Source organism: Actinomadura sp. 7K507, from assembly GCF_004348425.1.
GTDB lineage: Bacteria > Actinomycetota > Actinomycetes > Streptosporangiales > Streptosporangiaceae > Spirillospora.
Genome location: NZ_SMKK01000210.1, coordinates 1 through 17,253 on the forward strand (window position 1 = coordinate 1; position 17,253 = coordinate 17,253).

The 17,253-nt window shown below is 72.9% G+C and carries 19 protein-coding genes and 1 riboswitch; of the genes, 12 read left to right on the forward strand and 7 right to left on the reverse strand.

Annotated features, from left to right (window positions below; translation table 11 throughout):
• Positions 1–62: 62 nt before the first annotated feature.
• Together E1285_RS34540 and E1285_RS34545 are read right to left on the reverse strand one after the other, a co-directional pair.
• On the reverse strand, positions 63–551 hold the full coding sequence (locus tag E1285_RS34540) for an SAV_6107 family HEPN domain-containing protein (protein WP_132158786.1): 489 nt from the start codon (positions 549–551) through the stop codon (positions 63–65).
• A gap of 271 nt (positions 552–822) precedes the next feature.
• On the reverse strand, positions 823–1,605 hold the full coding sequence (locus E1285_RS34545) for a L,D-transpeptidase family protein (protein WP_132158787.1): 783 nt from the start codon (positions 1,603–1,605) through the stop codon (positions 823–825).
• A 23-nt stretch (positions 1,606–1,628) separates the two neighbouring features.
• Between E1285_RS34545 and E1285_RS34550 the strand changes: the two genes are divergently transcribed.
• From E1285_RS34550 to E1285_RS34560, 3 genes are read left to right on the forward strand one after another with little or no spacing between them, the layout of a single operon-like run.
• Positions 1,629–2,093 (forward strand): YbaK/EbsC family protein, encoded by a 465-nt coding sequence (locus tag E1285_RS34550; RefSeq protein ID WP_132158788.1) that lies wholly within the window; start codon positions 1,629–1,631, stop codon positions 2,091–2,093.
• 6 nt (positions 2,094–2,099) lie between these two features.
• Entirely contained in the window at positions 2,100–2,459 is a 360-nt protein-coding gene (locus E1285_RS34555; RefSeq protein WP_132158789.1) for an arsenate reductase family protein, read from the forward strand.
• Positions 2,460–2,499: 40 nt separating this feature from the next.
• Entirely contained in the window at positions 2,500–3,102 is a 603-nt protein-coding gene (locus E1285_RS34560) for a GNAT family N-acetyltransferase (protein ID WP_132158790.1), read from the forward strand.
• Here the strand turns inward: E1285_RS34560 and metF are convergent.
• Positions 3,039–3,974 carry a methylenetetrahydrofolate reductase [NAD(P)H] gene (gene metF / locus E1285_RS34565; RefSeq protein WP_132158791.1) on the reverse strand — a complete coding sequence of 312 codons (936 nt, stop codon included), beginning with the start codon at positions 3,972–3,974 and terminating at the stop codon, positions 3,039–3,041. The two genes, E1285_RS34560 and metF, sit on opposite strands and share 64 nt — an antisense overlap.
• Positions 3,975–4,123: 149 nt before the next feature.
• On the opposite strand from metF, the gene E1285_RS34570 reads away from it, so the two are divergent.
• From E1285_RS34570 to E1285_RS34580, 3 genes are all read left to right on the forward strand, one after another.
• Complete coding sequence (locus tag E1285_RS34570) at positions 4,124–5,176, forward strand: polyprenyl synthetase family protein (RefSeq protein ID WP_132158792.1); 1,053 nt, start codon at positions 4,124–4,126, stop codon at positions 5,174–5,176.
• 78 nt (positions 5,177–5,254) lie between these two features.
• Positions 5,255–7,402 (forward strand): glycoside hydrolase family 3 C-terminal domain-containing protein, encoded by a 2,148-nt coding sequence (locus E1285_RS34575; RefSeq protein ID WP_243723251.1) that lies wholly within the window; start codon positions 5,255–5,257, stop codon positions 7,400–7,402.
• A gap of 92 nt (positions 7,403–7,494) precedes the next feature.
• Positions 7,495–8,307 carry a protein kinase gene (locus E1285_RS34580; RefSeq protein ID WP_132158793.1) on the forward strand — a complete coding sequence of 271 codons (813 nt, stop codon included), beginning with the start codon at positions 7,495–7,497 and terminating at the stop codon, positions 8,305–8,307.
• Positions 8,308–8,365: 58 nt separating this feature from the next.
• Here E1285_RS34580 and E1285_RS45915 read toward each other — a convergent pair whose 3' ends face one another.
• The 4 genes from E1285_RS45915 to E1285_RS34595 all read right to left on the reverse strand — a co-directional run bounded on the left by E1285_RS45915 (position 8,366) and on the right by E1285_RS34595 (position 11,113).
• Positions 8,366–8,524 (reverse strand): hypothetical protein, encoded by a 159-nt coding sequence (locus E1285_RS45915; RefSeq protein ID WP_165966879.1) that lies wholly within the window; start codon positions 8,522–8,524, stop codon positions 8,366–8,368.
• Positions 8,525–8,602: 78 nt separating this feature from the next.
• On the reverse strand, positions 8,603–9,271 hold the full coding sequence (thiE, locus tag E1285_RS34585) for a thiamine phosphate synthase (protein WP_132158794.1): 669 nt from the start codon (positions 9,269–9,271) through the stop codon (positions 8,603–8,605).
• 173 nt (positions 9,272–9,444) lie between these two features.
• Complete coding sequence (locus tag E1285_RS34590; protein WP_132158795.1) at positions 9,445–9,819, reverse strand: DNA-binding protein; 375 nt, start codon at positions 9,817–9,819, stop codon at positions 9,445–9,447.
• Positions 9,820–9,895: 76 nt separating this feature from the next.
• The gene (locus E1285_RS34595; protein ID WP_132158796.1) at positions 9,896–11,113 is read right to left on the reverse strand and encodes an FAD-dependent oxidoreductase; all 1,218 of its coding nucleotides are present in this window, start codon (positions 11,111–11,113) and stop codon (positions 9,896–9,898) included.
• 93 nt (positions 11,114–11,206) lie between these two features.
• Positions 11,207–11,320: riboswitch (TPP riboswitch) on the forward strand.
• On the opposite strand from E1285_RS34595, the gene thiO reads away from it, so the two are divergent.
• The 6 genes from thiO to E1285_RS34625 form a co-directional block, all read left to right on the forward strand.
• Positions 11,309–12,433 (forward strand): glycine oxidase ThiO, encoded by a 1,125-nt coding sequence (thiO, locus tag E1285_RS34600; protein WP_132158797.1) that lies wholly within the window; start codon positions 11,309–11,311, stop codon positions 12,431–12,433. It overlaps the preceding riboswitch by 12 nt.
• Positions 12,433–12,633 carry a sulfur carrier protein ThiS gene (thiS, locus tag E1285_RS34605; RefSeq protein ID WP_132158798.1) on the forward strand — a complete coding sequence of 67 codons (201 nt, stop codon included), beginning with the start codon at positions 12,433–12,435 and terminating at the stop codon, positions 12,631–12,633. Before thiO ends, thiS begins: the two co-directional genes overlap by 1 nt.
• A 1-nt stretch (position 12,634) precedes the next feature.
• A complete protein-coding gene (locus tag E1285_RS34610) occupies positions 12,635–13,408 on the forward strand; it encodes a thiazole synthase (RefSeq protein ID WP_132158799.1) in 774 nt (257 codons plus the stop codon).
• Positions 13,409–13,554: 146 nt separating this feature from the next.
• Complete coding sequence (locus E1285_RS34615; protein WP_132158800.1) at positions 13,555–14,502, forward strand: DMT family transporter; 948 nt, start codon at positions 13,555–13,557, stop codon at positions 14,500–14,502.
• A 36-nt stretch (positions 14,503–14,538) separates the two neighbouring features.
• Entirely contained in the window at positions 14,539–16,440 is a 1,902-nt protein-coding gene (gene pknB, locus E1285_RS34620) for a Stk1 family PASTA domain-containing Ser/Thr kinase (RefSeq protein ID WP_132158801.1), read from the forward strand.
• Positions 16,441–16,460: 20 nt separating this feature from the next.
• On the forward strand, positions 16,461–17,253 hold a 793-nt coding region (locus tag E1285_RS34625; RefSeq protein WP_132158802.1), incomplete at its 3' end, for a deoxyribonuclease IV.

The window sequence follows — 17,253 nt, forward strand, 5'->3', positions numbered from 1 at the left end:
GGGCCCTCCGGCGTGGGCCGGTCCCGGGGAGGGAGGGCGGCCCGCGGAGTGGTTCGGGTGGCTCAGGTGACGGGGAGGGTGGGCTGGCCTGCCACGCCTAGCGTGTCCTCGACGAGGGTGACGAAGACCTCGGCGTCGTGGAGGAGTTCCTCCGCGTCGCGGGGCGTGACGGCGCGCGGCAGGCCCGCCTCGGCGGCGGCGCGCTTGTCGGCGCCGGCGGCGAAGAAGGCGGCCCACTCGCGCAGCGCGGGCTCGGCCTCGGGCAGCAGGACCCAGACGCTGCGGGGACGGCCGCGGCGGTGGGTCTCCAGGGGCTCCTTGGACGCCAGCACCGCGGCGGCCGCGCGCAGCGCGGCCAGGTGGGCGCAGACGTAGCGGACGGCGGGCGAGGTCGCCTCGGCGGCCTCGGCCAGGCCCATGCGGGCGGCGTGCAGCTGGCCGGCGGCCGTGTGCGCCGGCCGGGGCGCGGGCATCGGACGGTGGCGCGGGCTCGGCGGCGGGACGGACTGGGCGGCGGAGTGGACTCCGCGTGCGGTCATCGTTCCGGACATTTCTGCCTCCTTCCGGGGCTCGGGCCGGCCGGGCGGAGAGCTTCCCCTCACTCCGCCCGGCCGTCCGTCCCGCCGAAACACCGCGAACGGCGGGGACGTCGCCCTGGCGCGGGCCGCGAGTCCCGCACCACGTCGAACATAAGTTCGACGCACTTGACAGTAAACCGCCCTGGCGGCGATTCGTCAACGTGTTCGAACGCGTGTCGTATCCCGCAGGTCAGCGGGCATGCAGGCAGTAGAACAGCGGGGTACGACAGTTCCGCCGCGAGGCCTACCGAGGCCGTCTGACGTGCACGGGGACGTTCGTCCCGAGGAGGTCCGGGAAGTACTCGGCGATGTGCATCGGCATCCGGACGCAGCCGTGCGAGGCCGGGTGCTTGGGCACGCTCAGGGCGCCGTGGAAGGCGATGCCGCCGTTGAAGTAGATCGGGTTGTAGAGCCGTCCCAGGGGTGAGGTCTCCCAGCCGGAGAAGCGGCGTCCCGTCCGGAAGTCGCCCGTGCCGGTGCTCGCGTAGCGGCACCGGGGCACGGTGGCCCCGCGGTCCTTGGCGCAGTAGTACTCCCCCGAGCCCGACGAGACGTGCGTGATGAGACGCGGCTCACCGTCCTTGTAGAGGACGAGGTACTGGCGCTTCAGGTCGACGTCCACGCGGTTCTTCTCGCGCTTCTTGGCCATCGGGCGCGGCTCCTCGGGATCGGCCAGGGCCTCCCAGAACGACTTGCCGAGGGTGCCCTTCCGCTTCATGCGGTTGACGGCCTGGAACGCCCACACGGCCATCTCGGTCGACGGCCCGTACTTCCCGTCCAGCTTGCCCGGGTCGTAGTTCAGGGCCTTCAGGCGACGCTGGAGTTCCTTGACGTCGAAGCCCTTCGCACCCGGTTTCAGCTTGCGGTGCGTGGGCGTGGGGGTAGGCGTGGACGTCGCCGGTTTCGCGGACGGTGAGCTCTCCGCCGGCGGAGACGCCGCCTCGTCCGTTCCGCTGCATCCCGCCAGGAGGACGGCGGCGGCCAGAAGGGCCGCGAGCTTTTCCGTGCCGATCGGTCTCCCTCGCATGCGGCGAGCTTAAAGTGCTTCCCATGCATGCGAATGCCGAACGGGTCGCGAAGGCTCTGCTCGACCAGGGCGCGACCGGGGTCATCGTGGAACTGCCCGACTCCGCGCCGACGGCGCAGGCCGCCGCGGCGCAGCTGGGCTGCGAGGTCGGGGCGATCGCCAACAGCCTGCTTTTCGACGCCGACGGGGCGCCGCTGCTGGTGCTGACGAGCGGCGCGCACCGCGTCGACACGGGGAAGATAGCGTCCCTGGTGGGGGCGGCGAAGGTGAAGCGGGCGTCGCCGGAGTTCGTGCGGGAGTCGACGGGGCAGCCGATCGGGGGCGTCGCGCCGCTGGGCCACCCCGCGCCGATCCGGACGCTCGTGGACGTCTGGCTGGACGGGTACGACCAGGTCTGGGCGGCCGGCGGGCATCCGCACACCGTCTTCCCCACGTCGTACGAGGAACTGCTGAGGATCACCGGGGGCACCCCGGCGGAAGTGGAGTGACGGGAAATGAGCGACACCGAGCTCTGGCACAACCCGCGCTGCTCGAAGAGCCGTGCCGCGAAGGCCGCGCTGGACGAGGCGGGCGTGGAGTACACCGAGCGCCGCTACCTGGACGAGCCGCCCACGGCGGAGGAACTCGACGCGGTGCTCACCCGGATCGGCGCGGAGCCGTGGGACGTCGCGCGCCTGAACGAGCCCGTCGCCAAGGAGCTCGGGCTGAAGGACCTCGAACGCGACCGGGCCCGGTGGATCGGGGTCATGGTGGAGAACCCGGCGCTGATCCAGCGGCCGATCGTCCTGACCGGCGAGACCGCCGTGGTGGCGCGCGACGACGCGTCGGTGCGCAAGGTGCTCGACGGCCGGTGACACGGGCGGCGGACCGGCCCGCGGGTCTAGTCTCTGTCGCGTGAGGGACCCGAAGCTGCGCGAGATCGACGAACACGCCTTCCTACGCAGGCTCGACCCCATGCTGGACGTGTACGCGTCCGCGATGGAACCGCCGAACGAGCAGCTCCCGGGCCGCCACACCATCATGGAGCGGCACGCGTCGTATCCGGGGTTCCGGGCGTTCGTGGCCGAGGGACGCCCTGCGCTGCCCATCCTGACGGGTTCCGTCCAGGGCTTCGCGTACGGGTTCCACGGGGCGCGCGGCCAGTGGTGGCATGACGTCGTGTTCCAGGCGCTCAGCGACCGGGAGGGCCCTGAGCACGCCGAGTCGTGGCTGGACGACGCGTTCGAGGTGGCGGAGCTTCACGTCCGTCCGGACTTCCAGGGCAGGGGCCTCGGCCGGGGCCTGCTGAGCGCGCTGTGCGGGGGGCGGGGGGAGCGGACCGTCGTGCTGTCGACGCTGGACAGCCGGCCGGACACTCCGGCCCGCTCCCTCTACCGCTCGGTCGGCATGATCGATCTGCTGACCGATTTCGAGTTCCCCGGCGGTGGTCCCCGCTACGCGGTGATGGGCGGGGCGCTGCCGCTGGCGGCGTACGCGCCCGCGTCCAGCAGGCCGTAGACCTCGCGCGTCGCCGTCGACTTGTTGAAGGTGATGAAGTGGATGCCGGGCGCGTCCTGGTCCAGCAGGTCCTGGCACAGCTCGGCGGCGTGCTCGATGCCGAGGCGGCGCACCGCCTCGGGGTCGTGGGCGACCGCCTCGAACCGGGCCCTGACCTCGGGCGGGAACGGCGCGCCGGACAGCTGCTCGGAACGCTCGATCGTGCTCATCTGGGTGACCGGCATGATGCCGGGCAGGATCGGCGTGTCGCAGCCGGCGGCCTCGACGCGGTCGCGCAGCCGGAAGTAGTCCTCGGCGCGGAAGAACATCTGCGTGATCGCGTAGTCGGCGCCGGCGCGGCACTTCTCGATGAAGAACCGTGTGTCGGTCTCGACGTCGGGCGAACGCGGGTGCTTGTAGGGGAAGGCCGCCACGCCGACGCAGAAGTCGCCGTAGGAGCGGATCATGCGGACGAGGTCGGAGGCGTACTCGACGCCTTCGGGGTGCTTGACCCACTCCGCCATCGGGTCGCCGGGCGGGTCGCCGCGCAGGGCGATGATGTTGCGGACGCCGGCGGCGGCGAACCGGCCGATCAGGTTCCGCAGCTCGGCCTCGGAGTGGTCGACGGCGGTGAAGTGGGCGACCGGGGTGAGGGTGGTGTCGGTGGCGATGTGCTCGACGATGTCGACGGTCTTGTCGCGGGTGCCGCCGCCGGCTCCGTAGGTCACCGAGACGAACGTCGGCTGCAGGGACTCCAGCTCCCGGATGGTGCGCCAGAGGTTCCGCGCGCCTTTGTCGGTCTTGGGCGGGAAGAACTCGAACGAGAAGGACCTGCCGCCGGAGGCCAGGAGGTCTCGGACGGTCGGGGGTCGGTTTGGGCGCAGGCGTCGCATTCCACAAGCCTACAGAAGGCCTCGCGCCCGCCGATAAGGGTGATGCTCGGCACAGCTCGCGGGCGTTATGTCCACGTTCCCGAAGTTCTACTGACTTCTCACGTTTCTGGTGGACGGTTGAATCCGCCCACGTGGATACGATCTCGGGCATGTCGACCAGCCGCATCCGCAAGGAGGTCGACGAGGCGCTCCTGGCCTTCGTCGACCGGCAGCGCCCGGCCCTGCTGACCATCAGTGACGACCTCACACCCATGCTGTCCGCCCTGGACGCCCTGCTGGGAGGCGGCAAGCGGCTGCGTCCCGCGTTCTGCTACTGGGGGTGGCGCGCCGCCGGCGGCGAGGACGGCCCCGGCATCGTGGCCGCCGCCGCGTCCCTGGAGCTGCTGCAGGCGAGCGCGCTGATCCACGACGACGTCATGGACTCCAGCGACACCCGCCGCGGCCAGCCGTCCGTCCACCGCAGGTTCGAGGCGCTGCACCGCGCGCAGTCCTGGCCGGGTGACGCGGAGGCGTTCGGCGGGGGTTCCGCGATCCTGCTCGGCGACCTGTGCCTGGCCTGGTCGGGCGAGATGTTCGAGACGTGCGGGCTGGACGGCGACCGCAGGCGGCGCGGCCGCGCGGTCTACGACCTGATGCGCACCGAGGTCATGTGCGGCCAGTACCTCGACATGCTGGAGGGCACGCGCGGCGAGGCGACCGTCGCCACCGCGCTGCGGGTGGTGGAGTACAAGGCCGCCAAGTACACGATCGAGCGGCCCCTGCACCTCGGCGCGGCGCTCGCCGGCGCCCGCCCGGACGTGACCGCCGCCCTCACCGGCTACGGCCTTCCGCTGGGCATCGCCTTCCAGCTCCGCGACGACGTCCTCGGGGTGTTCGGCGATCCCGCCGAGACCGGCAAGCCGGCGGGCGACGACCTGCGCGAGGGCAAGCGGACCGTCCTGGTCGCCCTGACCCTGGAACGCGCGTCCGCGGCGCAGGCCGCGAGGCTGCGGCGCCGCCTCGGCGACCCCGACCTGGACCGCGCCGGGGTGGGCGAGCTGCGCGCGATCATCGAGGAGACCGGCGGCCTCGCCGCCTGCGAGGAGATGATCGAGCACTACCTGGCCGAGGCGGAGCGGGTCCTGCGGTCGGCGCCCATCGGCGACGAGGTCCGCCTGGCCCTCTCGGAACTCGCGGTGGCGGCCACCACGCGCAGCATGTGACGTCTCACATGACACAATCCGGTCAATTTTCCCCGGTGGGCTAGAACTTTCCCACCGATCGGTGGCAGAAATGTCGCCATGGGTATGCGGGTGGGGAGATGGCTGCCGGTCGCGGGCGCGCTGGCGTCCGTGCTGGCGCTGGCGGCGGTGTCGGCTCCGGGCGAGGCGCGGGCGGAGACGGGGCGGTGCGGCGACCCGGCACAGCGGCCGTGGTGCGACCCGTCGCTGACGCCGGACCAGCGGACCGGCCTGCTGCTGCCGGAGATGACCGCCGACGAGAAGATCGCGATGCTCGCGGCGGACGACATCTTCGGCGGCCCGCTCGGCGGGTACTTCGAGACCGCGCACGCCGACACCAACAACGGGATCGAGCGGCTCGGCATACCGCCGGTCTACATGGCCGACGGGCCGGCGGGCGTCCGGCAGGGCAAGGCGACCGCGCTGCCCGCGCCGATCGCGCTGGCGGCGGGCTTCAGCCGGGAGACCGCGAAGCTCTACGGCGGGACGGTGGCGTGGGAGGCCAGGCACCGCGGCAACGACGTCGTGTTCGGGCCGACGGTGGACGTCCTGCGCACCCCCCGCAACGGCCGGACGTTCGAGGGCTTCGGTGAGGACCCCTACCTGTCGGCCACCCTCGGGGTGCCCTGGATCAAGGGGGCGCAGTCGCAGGGCGTGATGACGGCGGTCAAGCACATGGCCGTCTACGCCCAGGAGACCGACCGGCTGGAACTGAACATGAAGGTGGACCCCCGCACCCTGCGGGAGATCTACCTGCCGCCGTTCGAGGCCGCCGTGAAGCAGGGCGGCGCCGCGACCGTCATGTGCGGGTTCGGCATGCTGAACGGCCGGTGGGCCTGCCAGGACGACGCCGTCCTCAACAAGATCCTGCGCTCGGAGTGGGGCTTCAAGGGCTGGGTGGCCTCCGACCACTTCGCCCCGAAGGACGCCGCCGAGGCGGCCAACGGCGGGCTCGACATGGAACTGCCGGTCGGCCTGAGGTACAACGCGTTCCTGCTGAAGATGGCCGTCGCGCAGGGGAAGGTCACGCAGGCGACCATCGACGGGCACGTCGCCAACGTCCTGCGGACCATGTTCAAGGCCGGGGTATTCGACCGGGATGCGTACCCGAACGACCTCACCCGCATCGACCGGACGGCGAGCGAGACCGCGGCCAGGAAGATCGAAGAGGCCGGGATCACGCTGCTGAAGAACGACGGCGCCCTCCCGCTGAAGGCGCCGAAGTCGATCGCGCTGATCGGGCGGGCCGCGCAGAAGAGCCCGAGCGGGCACGGCTCGGCGCAGGTCGTCCCGTTCACCGCCGTCAGCCCGCAGGAGGGGCTCGCGCGCCGCGCAGGGGCCGGCGCGCGGATCACCCACGACAACGGCGACGACCACGGCGCCGCCGCCGAGCGGGCCCGCCAGGCCGACGTGGCGATCGTGTTCGCGACCGACAGCCAGGGCGAGTTCTTCGACAAGTCGTGCCTGACGCTGGAGTGCGGTGAACCGCTCCGCGGCGACCAGGACGGGCTCATCTCCGAGGTCGCCGCGGCCAACCCGAACACCATCGTCGTCCTCAACACGGGCGGTCCCGTGCTGACGCCGTGGGCCGGGCAGGTGAAGGGCATCGTCCAAGCCTGGTATCCCGGTCAGGAGGCCGGGAACGCCCTGGCCCGCGTCCTGTACGGGGACGTGGACCCCGGCGGACGGCTGCCGGTGACGTTCCCGGTCGACGAGAGCGACGCTCCGGCGTCCGGGAACCCCGCGCAGTACCCGGGCGTGGACAAGACCGTCACGTTCTCCGAGGGCGTCATGGTCGGCTACCGGCACTACGACTCGAAGGGGATCGCGCCGCGCTTCCCGTTCGGGCACGGGCTGTCCTACACCACGTTCGGTTACAGCGACATGGCCGCCGGCACCGAGGCGGTTCAGGTGACGGTGACGAACACGGGTCAGCGGACCGGCACCGCCGTCCCGCAGCTCTACATCGGCATGCCGTCGCCGGGCGGGAGCGTCGTGCAGCCGCCCAAGCAGCTCAAGGGCTACACCAAGGTCACGCTCGCACCCGGCGAGAGCACCAGGGTGACGTTCCCGTTGTCCTCGCGCTCGTTCGCCTACTGGAACGAAGGCGCGAAGGCGTGGAAGGTCGCGAGCGGCTGCTACCAGGTGATGGTGGGCTCCTCCTCGCGGGCGATCGCCCAGACGGGGACGCTCGGAACGTGCGGCTGACCGGAAAGATGACGGTTCCACTGCCGTACACCCCGGTTACGCGGTACAAATAAGGAAATCTTCGTCCGTCCCCGCCGAGTCGGAGTTGTTCTTTGCCGCACGACACCTCCCGCGGGAGGACGAGCCCCCATCCCCCGCGTCCCGCCGCCGCCCGTACCGGGCGCGCGGCCCAGGCGCACGCCGCCCGCCCGCGCCCGGGTAAGGCGTCCCCCGCGCGGCGCACGCCGCACGGCCCGGACACCGACGCGGCCGGCGACGGCGCCCGCGACGCCGGCGGGTCCGCGGAGCCGCCGACGCTCCAGCACGTCGTCGAGGAGCGCGGTCCGCTCCCCGCGCCGCGGCTCCGCAGGGTGGCGGCGCGCACGGCGGCGGCGCTGGCCGCGAAGCACCGCGCCGGGACGGTCCACCGCGGCCTCCACCCCGGCAACGTGCTGCTCGGCCCGGACGGCGCCAAGGTCATCGGCTTCGGCGCCGCCGCTCCGGACGCGGGACCGGCCGGCGCGCCCGCGTCCATGGCGCCCGCGTACATGGCGCCCGAGCAGATCGAGGACGAGCCGGTCGGGCGGCCCGCGGACGTGTTCGCCTGGGGCGCCACGGTGGTGTTCGCGGCGACCGGGCGCCCGCCGTTCGGCACCGGGCCGAGCGCGGCCGTGATGCGGCGCGTCACGTCCCGCGAGCCCGACCTCGGCGACATGCGGGGGCCGCTGCGCGACCTCGCGGCCCGCTGCCTGGACAAGAACCCCGCCGCCCGGCCGACCGCGCCGCAGGTCGTCCGGGCGCTACGCGAAGGGCAGGGGCCGATGCCGAAACCGCGGCCGACCCGGATCCCGCGCTACCGGTGGCGGATGATGGTCGCGCTCGCGGCCGTGGTGGTCGCCGGGTTCGTGCTCGGCATGCTGTTCTGACCCGGCCCTGCTGTTTGACCCGCCCGGGGAAGCCGCGGCGGGCCGCGCCGGCCGGGTGTCACCAGTGCGGAGGGCGGTCCTCCAGGAGGCGCGAGTCGTCATCGTCGCCGCGCCACTCGCCCCAGCCGGTGTCGGTGTCGTCGGAGGTCTGGTCGGGCAGGATCTCCAGCTCCTCGCCGAGATCCACCGGCCGGTCGTCGTCGGGTCCCACGCTCATGATCCCCATTATCGGTGATCGGGCCCGGGTCCCGCACCCGCCGGCGACCACCGTGATCCGGATCGCCCCCGGCGGGGTTCAGCCGGCCAGCCGGCGGGCGAACTCCGCCGCGGCGGCGCCCGGGTCGCCGGCCGCGGTGATCGCCCGGACGACCACGACGCGCTCCGCGCCCGCCGCCGTCACCTCGCCGAGATTGCCGAGGTCGATGCCGCCGATCGCGAACCATGGCCGTGCCGCGCCCTGCGCCGCGGCGTACTCGAGCAGCCCGGGGCCGGGGGCGGGACGGTCGGGCTTGGTCGGGGTCGGCCATACCGGGCCCGCGCAGAAGTAGTCGACGCCCGGCTCGGCGGCGGCCGCGGAGGCCTGCTCGTCCGAGTGGGTCGACCGGCCGATGAGCATGTCGCCGCCGACGATCTCGCGGGCGGCGGGGACCGGCAGGTCGTCCTGGCCGAGGTGCAGCACGTCGGCGCGGACGGCGTGCGCCACGTCGGCCCGGTCGTTGACCGCGAGCAGCGCCCCGTGCCGGTCGCAGGCGGCCCGGAAGATCTCCAGGTACTCCATCTCCTGCCGGGCCTCCAGGCCCTTCTGGCGGAGCTGGACGATGTCGACGCCGTTGCCCAGGACGGCGTCCAGGAAGCCCGGCAGGTCCCGTTGCTCCTCCCGCGCGTCCGTGCAGAGGTACAGGCGGGACCGGCTGAGCCGGGCGCGCAGGGCGACGGCGCGTTCGGAGGGGAGGTGCCTGGACACGGCGGGGCTCGTCCTTTCACAGCGGGGATCGCGGGGTCACGCGGCGTTCACGTCCCGTCGCGCGACCCCGCGATCGTGTCACGCGCGCGGCCTTCACCGGATCCTGGGGTCCGCCCAGGATCCGGCGAAGGCGCGGCGCACCCCGCAGGCGAGCCCTGGAAGGCGCCCGCGCCCTAGAAAGCCAGCGCCTGGGCGCGGCGGCGGACCTCGGTCCCCCGGTTCTCGGTGAGCGCGTCCACGGGCGTCCCCGGCAGCGTGTCGTCGGGGGTGAACAGCCAGCGGATCGTCTCCACGTCGTCGTAGCCCGCGTCCGAGAGGAGCGTCAGCGTGCCCGGCAGCCCCTTGATGACGTGGCCGTCGTTGATGAAGGCCGCGGGCACCATGGGGTTTCCGTCCCGGCGGACCGCCAGGAGCTTGTGCTCGCTGATGAGCTGCTTGATCCGGCTGGGCTTGATCCCGAGCCTGTCGGCGGCGTCCCTGAGGGAGAGCCATTCGCCGGCGAGGGCGTCGGTCCGGGGGTCGAGTGCGCTGTCAACGGTTGCGTTCATCTGCGTCACGCCCCCTTGCTACCACTACTTCGGAACCGTCAAACCCCCTGCGCAGCCGCGACGTCCCGGCCGATCGCTATTGGCGAACAGCCTGCCGGACGGGCACGTCGGGGTCGGCGATCGCGTCCGGGTCCACGGGCGTCCCGGCGGCGATGACGCGCCGCGACTGCACCAGGTCGCGGGGCCGGTCGACGGTGAGCATCGCGTCGAGGCGGTCGCCGGTCAGCCACGCCACCGCCCACTTGCGGCCGGACGGGTCGCCGCGGTGGATCATCCGCTCGGACCCGGCGTGGTGGCCCGCGTACTGCACCATGCGCCCGAACTGCTCGGACCAGAAGTACGGGGCGGCGTCGTAGGCGGCCTCCTCGCCCAGGAGGGTCGCGGCGGCGACCTCGGGGGCGTTGAGGGCGGTGTCCCAGTGCTCGACGAGCAGCCGCCGCCCGTACCGTCCCGACCACCACGCGGCGCAGTCGCCGACCGCCACGACGTCCGGCCGCGGGGACCCGGACCCCTCCTCGCTCCGGCAGGCGCGGAACGAGGCGTCGGTGACCACCCCGCGCTCCAGCAGGAGCCCCGAGCCCTCCAGCCAGCCGAGGACGGGGCGGACGCCGACGCCGACGACGACCTCGTCGGCGTCGATCCGGTCGCCGCCCGCCAGGACGAGACCGCCGTCCCGCACCTCCGCGACCTTGACCCCGGTGCGCAACTCGACGCCGGCCTCCGCGTACCAGGGGGCGGTGAGCGCGCCCACCTCGGGGCCGATCGCTCCCGCCAGCGGGGTGTCGGCGGCCTCGACGACGGTCACGGCGCAGCCCTTGGCGGCGGCGGTGGTCGCCACCTCGGCGCCGATCCAGCCCGCCCCGACGATGACGATCCGCGCGCCCTCGGTGAGCCGCGACCGCAGCTCGCGGGACTCGTCGATGGTGCGCAGGACGTGCTGGCGCCCGTCACCCGGCAGCGTGATCGGGACGGCCCCGGTCGCGATGACCAGGCCGTCGAACGGAAGGTCGCCCGCCGTGGAGGCGACGACGCCGCCCCGGCCCGGCTCGCCCAGGCGCAGGCCGGTGGCGCGCTCGCCGAGCAGCAGGTCGCAGCGCAGGGCGTCCCAGTCCGCGTCGACCGTGGTGTCGTCGGAGTCGCCCTTGAGGACGGCCTTCGACAGCGGCGGCCGGTCGTACGGCAGGTGCCGCTCGGCCGAGACGAGGGTCAGCGCGCCCTCGTACCCCTTGCTCCTCAGGGCCTCCGCGGCGCGCACGCCGGCCAGGCCTCCACCCACGACGATGACCCTCTCCATGAGGTCACCCTAACGGGGCGGCCAATGGCGTTGGACGCCTGTCCAGACAGTTGAACACTTTACCGAGGCCGTAGAGTGGAGACCACGTAAAACGGCACAGAGCGCGGGAGTCCGGTACGACCGGGCTGAGAGGGCGGCTGGGACGGGCCGCCGACCGCCAGACCTGATCCGGATCATGCCGGCGAAGGGAGCGCAGTGGAGATCGCGATCATAGGGGCCGGGATCATCGGCCTGGCCACCGCCTGGCGGACCGCCGCGGCGGGCGCCGCCGTCACCCTGGTCGATCCCGAGCCCGCGAGCGGCGCGTCGGCGGTGGCGGCGGGCATGCTCACCCCCGTCAGCGAGGTCACCTACGGCGAGGAGCCGCTGCTGCGGCTCGGCCTCGCCTCCCGCGACGGCTACGCCGCCTTCGTCGCCGAACTCGAGGACCTGACCGGCCTGGAGACCGGCTATCGCACCGACGGGATCATCCAGGTCGCCTTCGACTCCGACGACCTGAAGTACCTGGACGACCTGCGCCGCTTCCAGGAGAGCCTCGGCGTCCCCGCCGAGGCGCTGACCGGGCGGGAGTGCCGGAGGCTGGAGCCGATGCTCGCCCCCGGCGTCCGCGGCGGCCTGCTCGCCCCCGAGGACGGCTCGATCGACCCGCGCCGGCTGACCGCGGCGCTGCTGGCCGCGGCGGACCGGACCGGCGTCCGGCTCGTCCGGCGCCGCGCCGCCGGCGTCGCCGTCGAGCACGACGCGGCGGCCGGGGTGCGCCTGGACGACGGGACGGTGATCCGCGCCGACCGCGTGCTGCTGGCCGCCGGCCCGTGGTCGGGCGACCTCGGGGGGCTGCCTCCGGGGACCGTTCCACCCGTCCGCCCCGTGAAGGGCCAGGTGATACGGCTCCGCACCCGGACGCCGTTCGTGGGCCGCGCCACGCGGGGGCTGGTCAGGGGCTCCGCGGTCTACCTCGTGCCGCGCGCGGACGGCGAGATCGTCCTCGGCGCCACGCAGGAGGAGCTGGGCTTCGACACGCGCGTTACCGCCGGCGGCCTGTGGGAGCTGCTGCGGGACGCCCGGGAACTGCTGCCCGGCATCACCGAGCTGGAGTTCGCCGAGGTCACGGCGGGCCTGCGGCCCTGCACCCCCGACAACGCGCCCGTGCTGGGCCGTTCCGCGCTCCCCGGCCTGTTCATCGGGACCGGGCACTTCCGCAACGGCGTCCTGCTCACCCCGGTGAGCGCCGCCATCCTGTCGGCGATGCTGGTGGACGGGCCCGTCCCCGGCGTCGCCGGCCCCTTCTCCCCCGACCGATTCTCCGCCGAGGTGCACTGATGCGGGTGTTCGTCAATGGTGAGCCGCGCGAGCTGCCCGAGGGCGCGAGCGTGGCCGAAGTGGTCGCGTCCGTCACCGCCGCGGGCGCCGGCGTGGCGGCCGCGCTGAACGACGAGGTCGTCGGGCGCTCCGCCTGGGAGGCGACGACGCTGCGCGACGCCGACCGGCTCGAAGTGCTGACAGCCGTACAGGGAGGGTGACGTGGATAGCGACAGGCTGGTCATCGCGGGCGCGGAGCTCGGGTCCCGGCTGATCATGGGGACCGGGGGCGCGCCCAGCATGCACGTGCTGCGGGAGGCGCTCACCGCGTCCGGGACGGAGCTGACCACGGTCGCGATGCGGCGGGTGGACCCGTCGGCGCGCGGCTCGGTGCTGGACGTCCTGAACGAGTGCGGGATCCGGGTGCTGCCGAACACGGCGGGCTGCTTCACCGCGGGCGAGGCGGTCCTCACCGCCAAGCTCGCCCGGGAGGCCCTCGGCACGAACTGGGTCAAGCTCGAGGTGATCGCGGACGAGCACACGCTGCTGCCCGACCCGATCGAGCTGGTCGAGGCCGCCGAGCAGCTCGTCGACGACGGCTTCGCCGTGCTGCCGTACACCAACGACGATCCTGTCCTCGCGCGGCGCCTGGAGCAGGCCGGATGCGTCGCCGTGATGCCGCTCGGCTCCCCGATCGGGTCGGGTCTGGGCATCCGCAACCCGCACAACATCGAGCTGATCGTCGAGCGGGCGGGGGTCCCGGTCATCCTGGACGCGGGGGTCGGCACCGCGTCCGACGCCGCCCTGGCCATGGAGCTGGGCTGCGACGCGGTGCTGCTGGCGACCGCCGTCACCCGCGCCCGGTCCCCCGCCCGGATGGCCGCCGCGATGCGGCACGCGGTCGAGGGCGGACGGCTCGCGCGGCTGGCCGGGCGGATCCCGAAGCGCCGCTACGCCCAGGCGTCCTCACCGTTCGAAGGCCTCGCCACCTCGTAGCGGTTCTAAAGGTTCGGCTATAGAAATACTCGCTGGACCTGAAATGTCCGTGCCAGCAGACTTGGGCCGTCCCCCCGGAAGGCGCGCCGCAACCCGGCGCATCCGTTCGGTGTTCGTGGAAACGTCCCATACCTAAGGTGCGTGACATGCAGCAGGAAAGCCGGACGGCCGGTGTCGACAAGCTCGCGGTGGCCGCCGCCACGGTCACGGTGGTGCTCTGGGCATCCGCCTTCGTCTCCATCCGCAGCGCCGGCGCCGAGTACAGCCCCGGCGCCCTCGCCCTCGGCCGCCTCCTGTCCGGGACGGTCGTCCTGGGCGCGCTGTGGCTCGTCCGCCGCGAAGGCCTCCCGCCCAAGGGGGCCTGGCCGGGCATCGTCACCGCCGGCATCCTGTGGTTCGGCGCCTACATGGTGGCCCTCAACTGGGGCGAGCAGCTCGTCGACGCGGGAACCGCCGCACTGGTCGTCAACATCGGCCCCATCCTCATCGCGCTCCTCGGCGGCTGGCTGCTGAAGGAAGGGCTGCCGCCCCGGCTGATGGCGGGCATGGCCGTGTCGTTCGCCGGCGCCGCCGTCGTCGGGCTCTCCATGTCCGGCGAGGGCGGTTCCTCCGTCCTCGGTGTGTTGCTCTGCGTGGTCGCCGCCGTCACCTACGCGGCGGGCGTCGTCAGCCAGAAGCCCGCGCTCCGGCACGCCTCGGCGCTGCAGTTCACCACGTTCGCCTGCGCCATCGGCGCGGTCGTCTGCCTGCCGTTCTCCGGGCAGCTCGTCTCCGAGGCCGCCGTCGCCCCCACCGGCGCGACCCTCAACATGATCTACCTTGGCGTCTTCCCCACCGCCATCGCGTTCACCACCTGGGGATACGCACTGGCCCGCACGTCCGCCGGGAAGATGGGCGCCACCACCTACGCCGTCCCGGCCATCGTCGTGCTGATGTCGTGGCTGCTCCTCGGCGAGATCCCCGGTCTGGTCACCCTCGGCGGCGGCCTGCTCTGCCTCGCCGGCGTGGCCGTGTCGCGCAGCCGGGCCCAGCGCGCCCAGCCGGAACCGGAGCAGTCACGCTCCGTCCTTGCCGAGGCTCATACTCGGGACTGATGAGATCGATGGCGAATCGCCCGTAAACTCGCACCGATGGACGCGACGGTTGCTGATCCGCTCGTCGGGCAGGTGCTCGACGGGCGCTACCGCATTGAGTCCCGCGTGGCGCGCGGCGGCATGGCCACCGTCTACGTCGCGCGCGACATCAGGCTCGACCGCATCGTCGCGATCAAGGTGATGCACGCCGGGCTCGCCTCCGACGAGGACTTCGTCGCCCGCTTCATCGGCGAGGCCAAGGCCGCCGCGGCGCTGTCCCACCCCAACGTGGTCGCCGTCTACGACCAGCGCACCGACGGCGAGCACGTCTTCCTGGTGATGGAGTACGTCGCCGGGCAGACGCTGCGCGACGCGCTGACCTCGCTCGGCAGGCTCGGCCCCCGCGCCGCGCTGGAGATCATGCAGCCGGTCCTGGCGGCGCTCGGCGCGGCCCACCGGGCCGGTCTCGTGCACCGCGACGTCAAGCCCGAGAACGTGCTGATCACCGAGGACGGCCAGGTCAAGGTCGCCGACTTCGGCCTCGCCCGGGCCGAGACCGCGAGCAAGATGACCAAGACCGGCGTGATCATCGGGACGGTCGGCTACCTGTCCCCCGAGCAGGTGATGTCCGGCAACGCCGACGCCCGCTCCGACGTGTACGCCGCCGGCATCATGCTGTTCGAGCTGATCACCGGGCACCTCCCGCACGGCGGCGACACCCCGCTCGCCGTCGCCTACAAGCACGTGAACGAGACGGTCCCGCCGCCGTCCAGCGTCGTCCCCGGCATCCCGCAGCAGGTGGACGCCCTGGTCACCGACGCGACGAACCACGACCCGGGACTCCGCCCGGTGGACGCGAACCAGTACCAGACCGAGGTCGTCGAGGTCCTCGGCGGCCTGCCCCGCGACTTCGACCGGCGCGTCGAGGAGTCGTCCCGGGGCACCACCAGCGTGCTGCCCGCCGAAGGCCACACCGCCGTCCTGGACCCGCGCGCCGCCGAGCACCCGCAGCCCACCAGGTCCGACCGCGTCATCGGCGCGCTGACCGGCCGCTACGTCCTGGTCGCCATCGGCCTGATCGCGGCGCTCATCCTCGGCTGGGCCGTCTGGTACCAGACGTCCGGGCAGTACGAGCACATCCCGCACTCGATCATCGGGATGAACGTCGACGACGCCCGCGACCAGCTGGAGAGCGCCGGGCTGGACGTGCGGACCGCCGGCGCCGTCTACAGCGACCGCGTCCACAAGGGGGACGTCGTCAAGTCCGACCCGCCCGCCGGCGCCCGCATCGCCGAGGGCGAGCCCGTCACGCTGACGCCGTCCAAGGGCATCACCCCCCGCGAGGTACCGGACGTCAAGGGCAAGACCCTCCCCGAGGCCAAGCGGATCCTCGAAGGTGAGGGCTTCACGGTCGGAGAGACGAAGACCACCCCCTCGCAGACGGTCGACAAGGACAAGGTGATCGACACCGACCCGGTGGCGGGGAAGAAGCAGTCCCCCGACGACCCGGTCGCCGTCGTCGTCTCCACCGGCATGTCCATGCCCGGCCTCGTCGGCGAGAACGGCGACGCCGCCGCGAACCAGCTGCGCTCGATGGGCCTGGACGTCAAGGTGCAGAAACGGAAGGTCGACGGCAAGGAACCGAACTCCGTGATCGAGCAGACCCCGTCCGAGGGGACGGGCGTCTCCCGCGGGGACGAGGTCACGATCGTCGTCAACAAGCGCGACTGCATCGTCGACGCGGGCCCGATCCAGTTCGGCTGCGACGACGGCAGCGAGCAGAACGTCCCGGTGCCGGACATGACCAACCGCCGCGTGAACGACGCGAAGAAGGCCCTGGAGGATTCCGGCTTCGTGGTCAACGTGACGGGCTTCGGCGGCGACATCGTCCGCTTCCAGTCCCCGAGCAGCGGCGAGGCTCCCCGCGGCTCCACGGTCACCATCGTCCGGGGGCCGTGACCGGATAGGCTGAACCGGTCATGACCTCACCTCGCAGCCCCGTAGGGGCCCATGTCCCCGTGGCCGGCGGCCTGGCCACCGGCGGCCTGAAGTACGCCGCCGAGATCGGCGCCGAGGCGATCCAGGTGTTCGTGGCCAACCCGCGCGGCTGGGCCCTCCCGGCGGGCAGGCCCGCGGAGGACGAGAAGCTGCGCGCCCGCACCGACGTCCCCGTCTACGTGCACGCCCCGTACCTGGTCAACTTCGGCTCCCCCAGCGAGGAGACCCTCGCCAAGTCGATCGCGACCGTCCGCCACTCCCTGGTCCGCGGCCGCGCCATCGGCGCCCGCGGCGTGGTGGTCCACACCGGCTCCGCCGTCACCCAGCCCTACGACCAGGCCATGGCCCAGGTCCACGAGCACGTCCTCCCCCTGCTGGAAGAGATCCCCGAGGACGGCCCCGACCTCCTCCTGGAGACCATGGCCGGCCAGAACAACATGCTGTGCACGAGGGTCCAGCATCTGGGCCCGTTCTTCGAGCGACTGGAACATCACCCGAAGCTCGGGGTCTGCTTCGACACCTGCCACGCGTGGGCCGCGGGCCACGACCTGGCCGCCCCCGGCGGCGTCAAGGAAACGATCGACGCACTGGTGTCCACCGTCGGCGAGGGCCGCCTGAAACTGGTCCACGCCAACGACTCCAAGGACCCCTGCGCCTCCGGCCGAGACCGCCACGAGAACATAGGCACCGGCATGATCGGCACCTCCCCCTTCACCGACCTCTTCCGCCACCCCGCCACGGCAGGCCTCCCCTTCCTGATAGAAACCCCAGGCC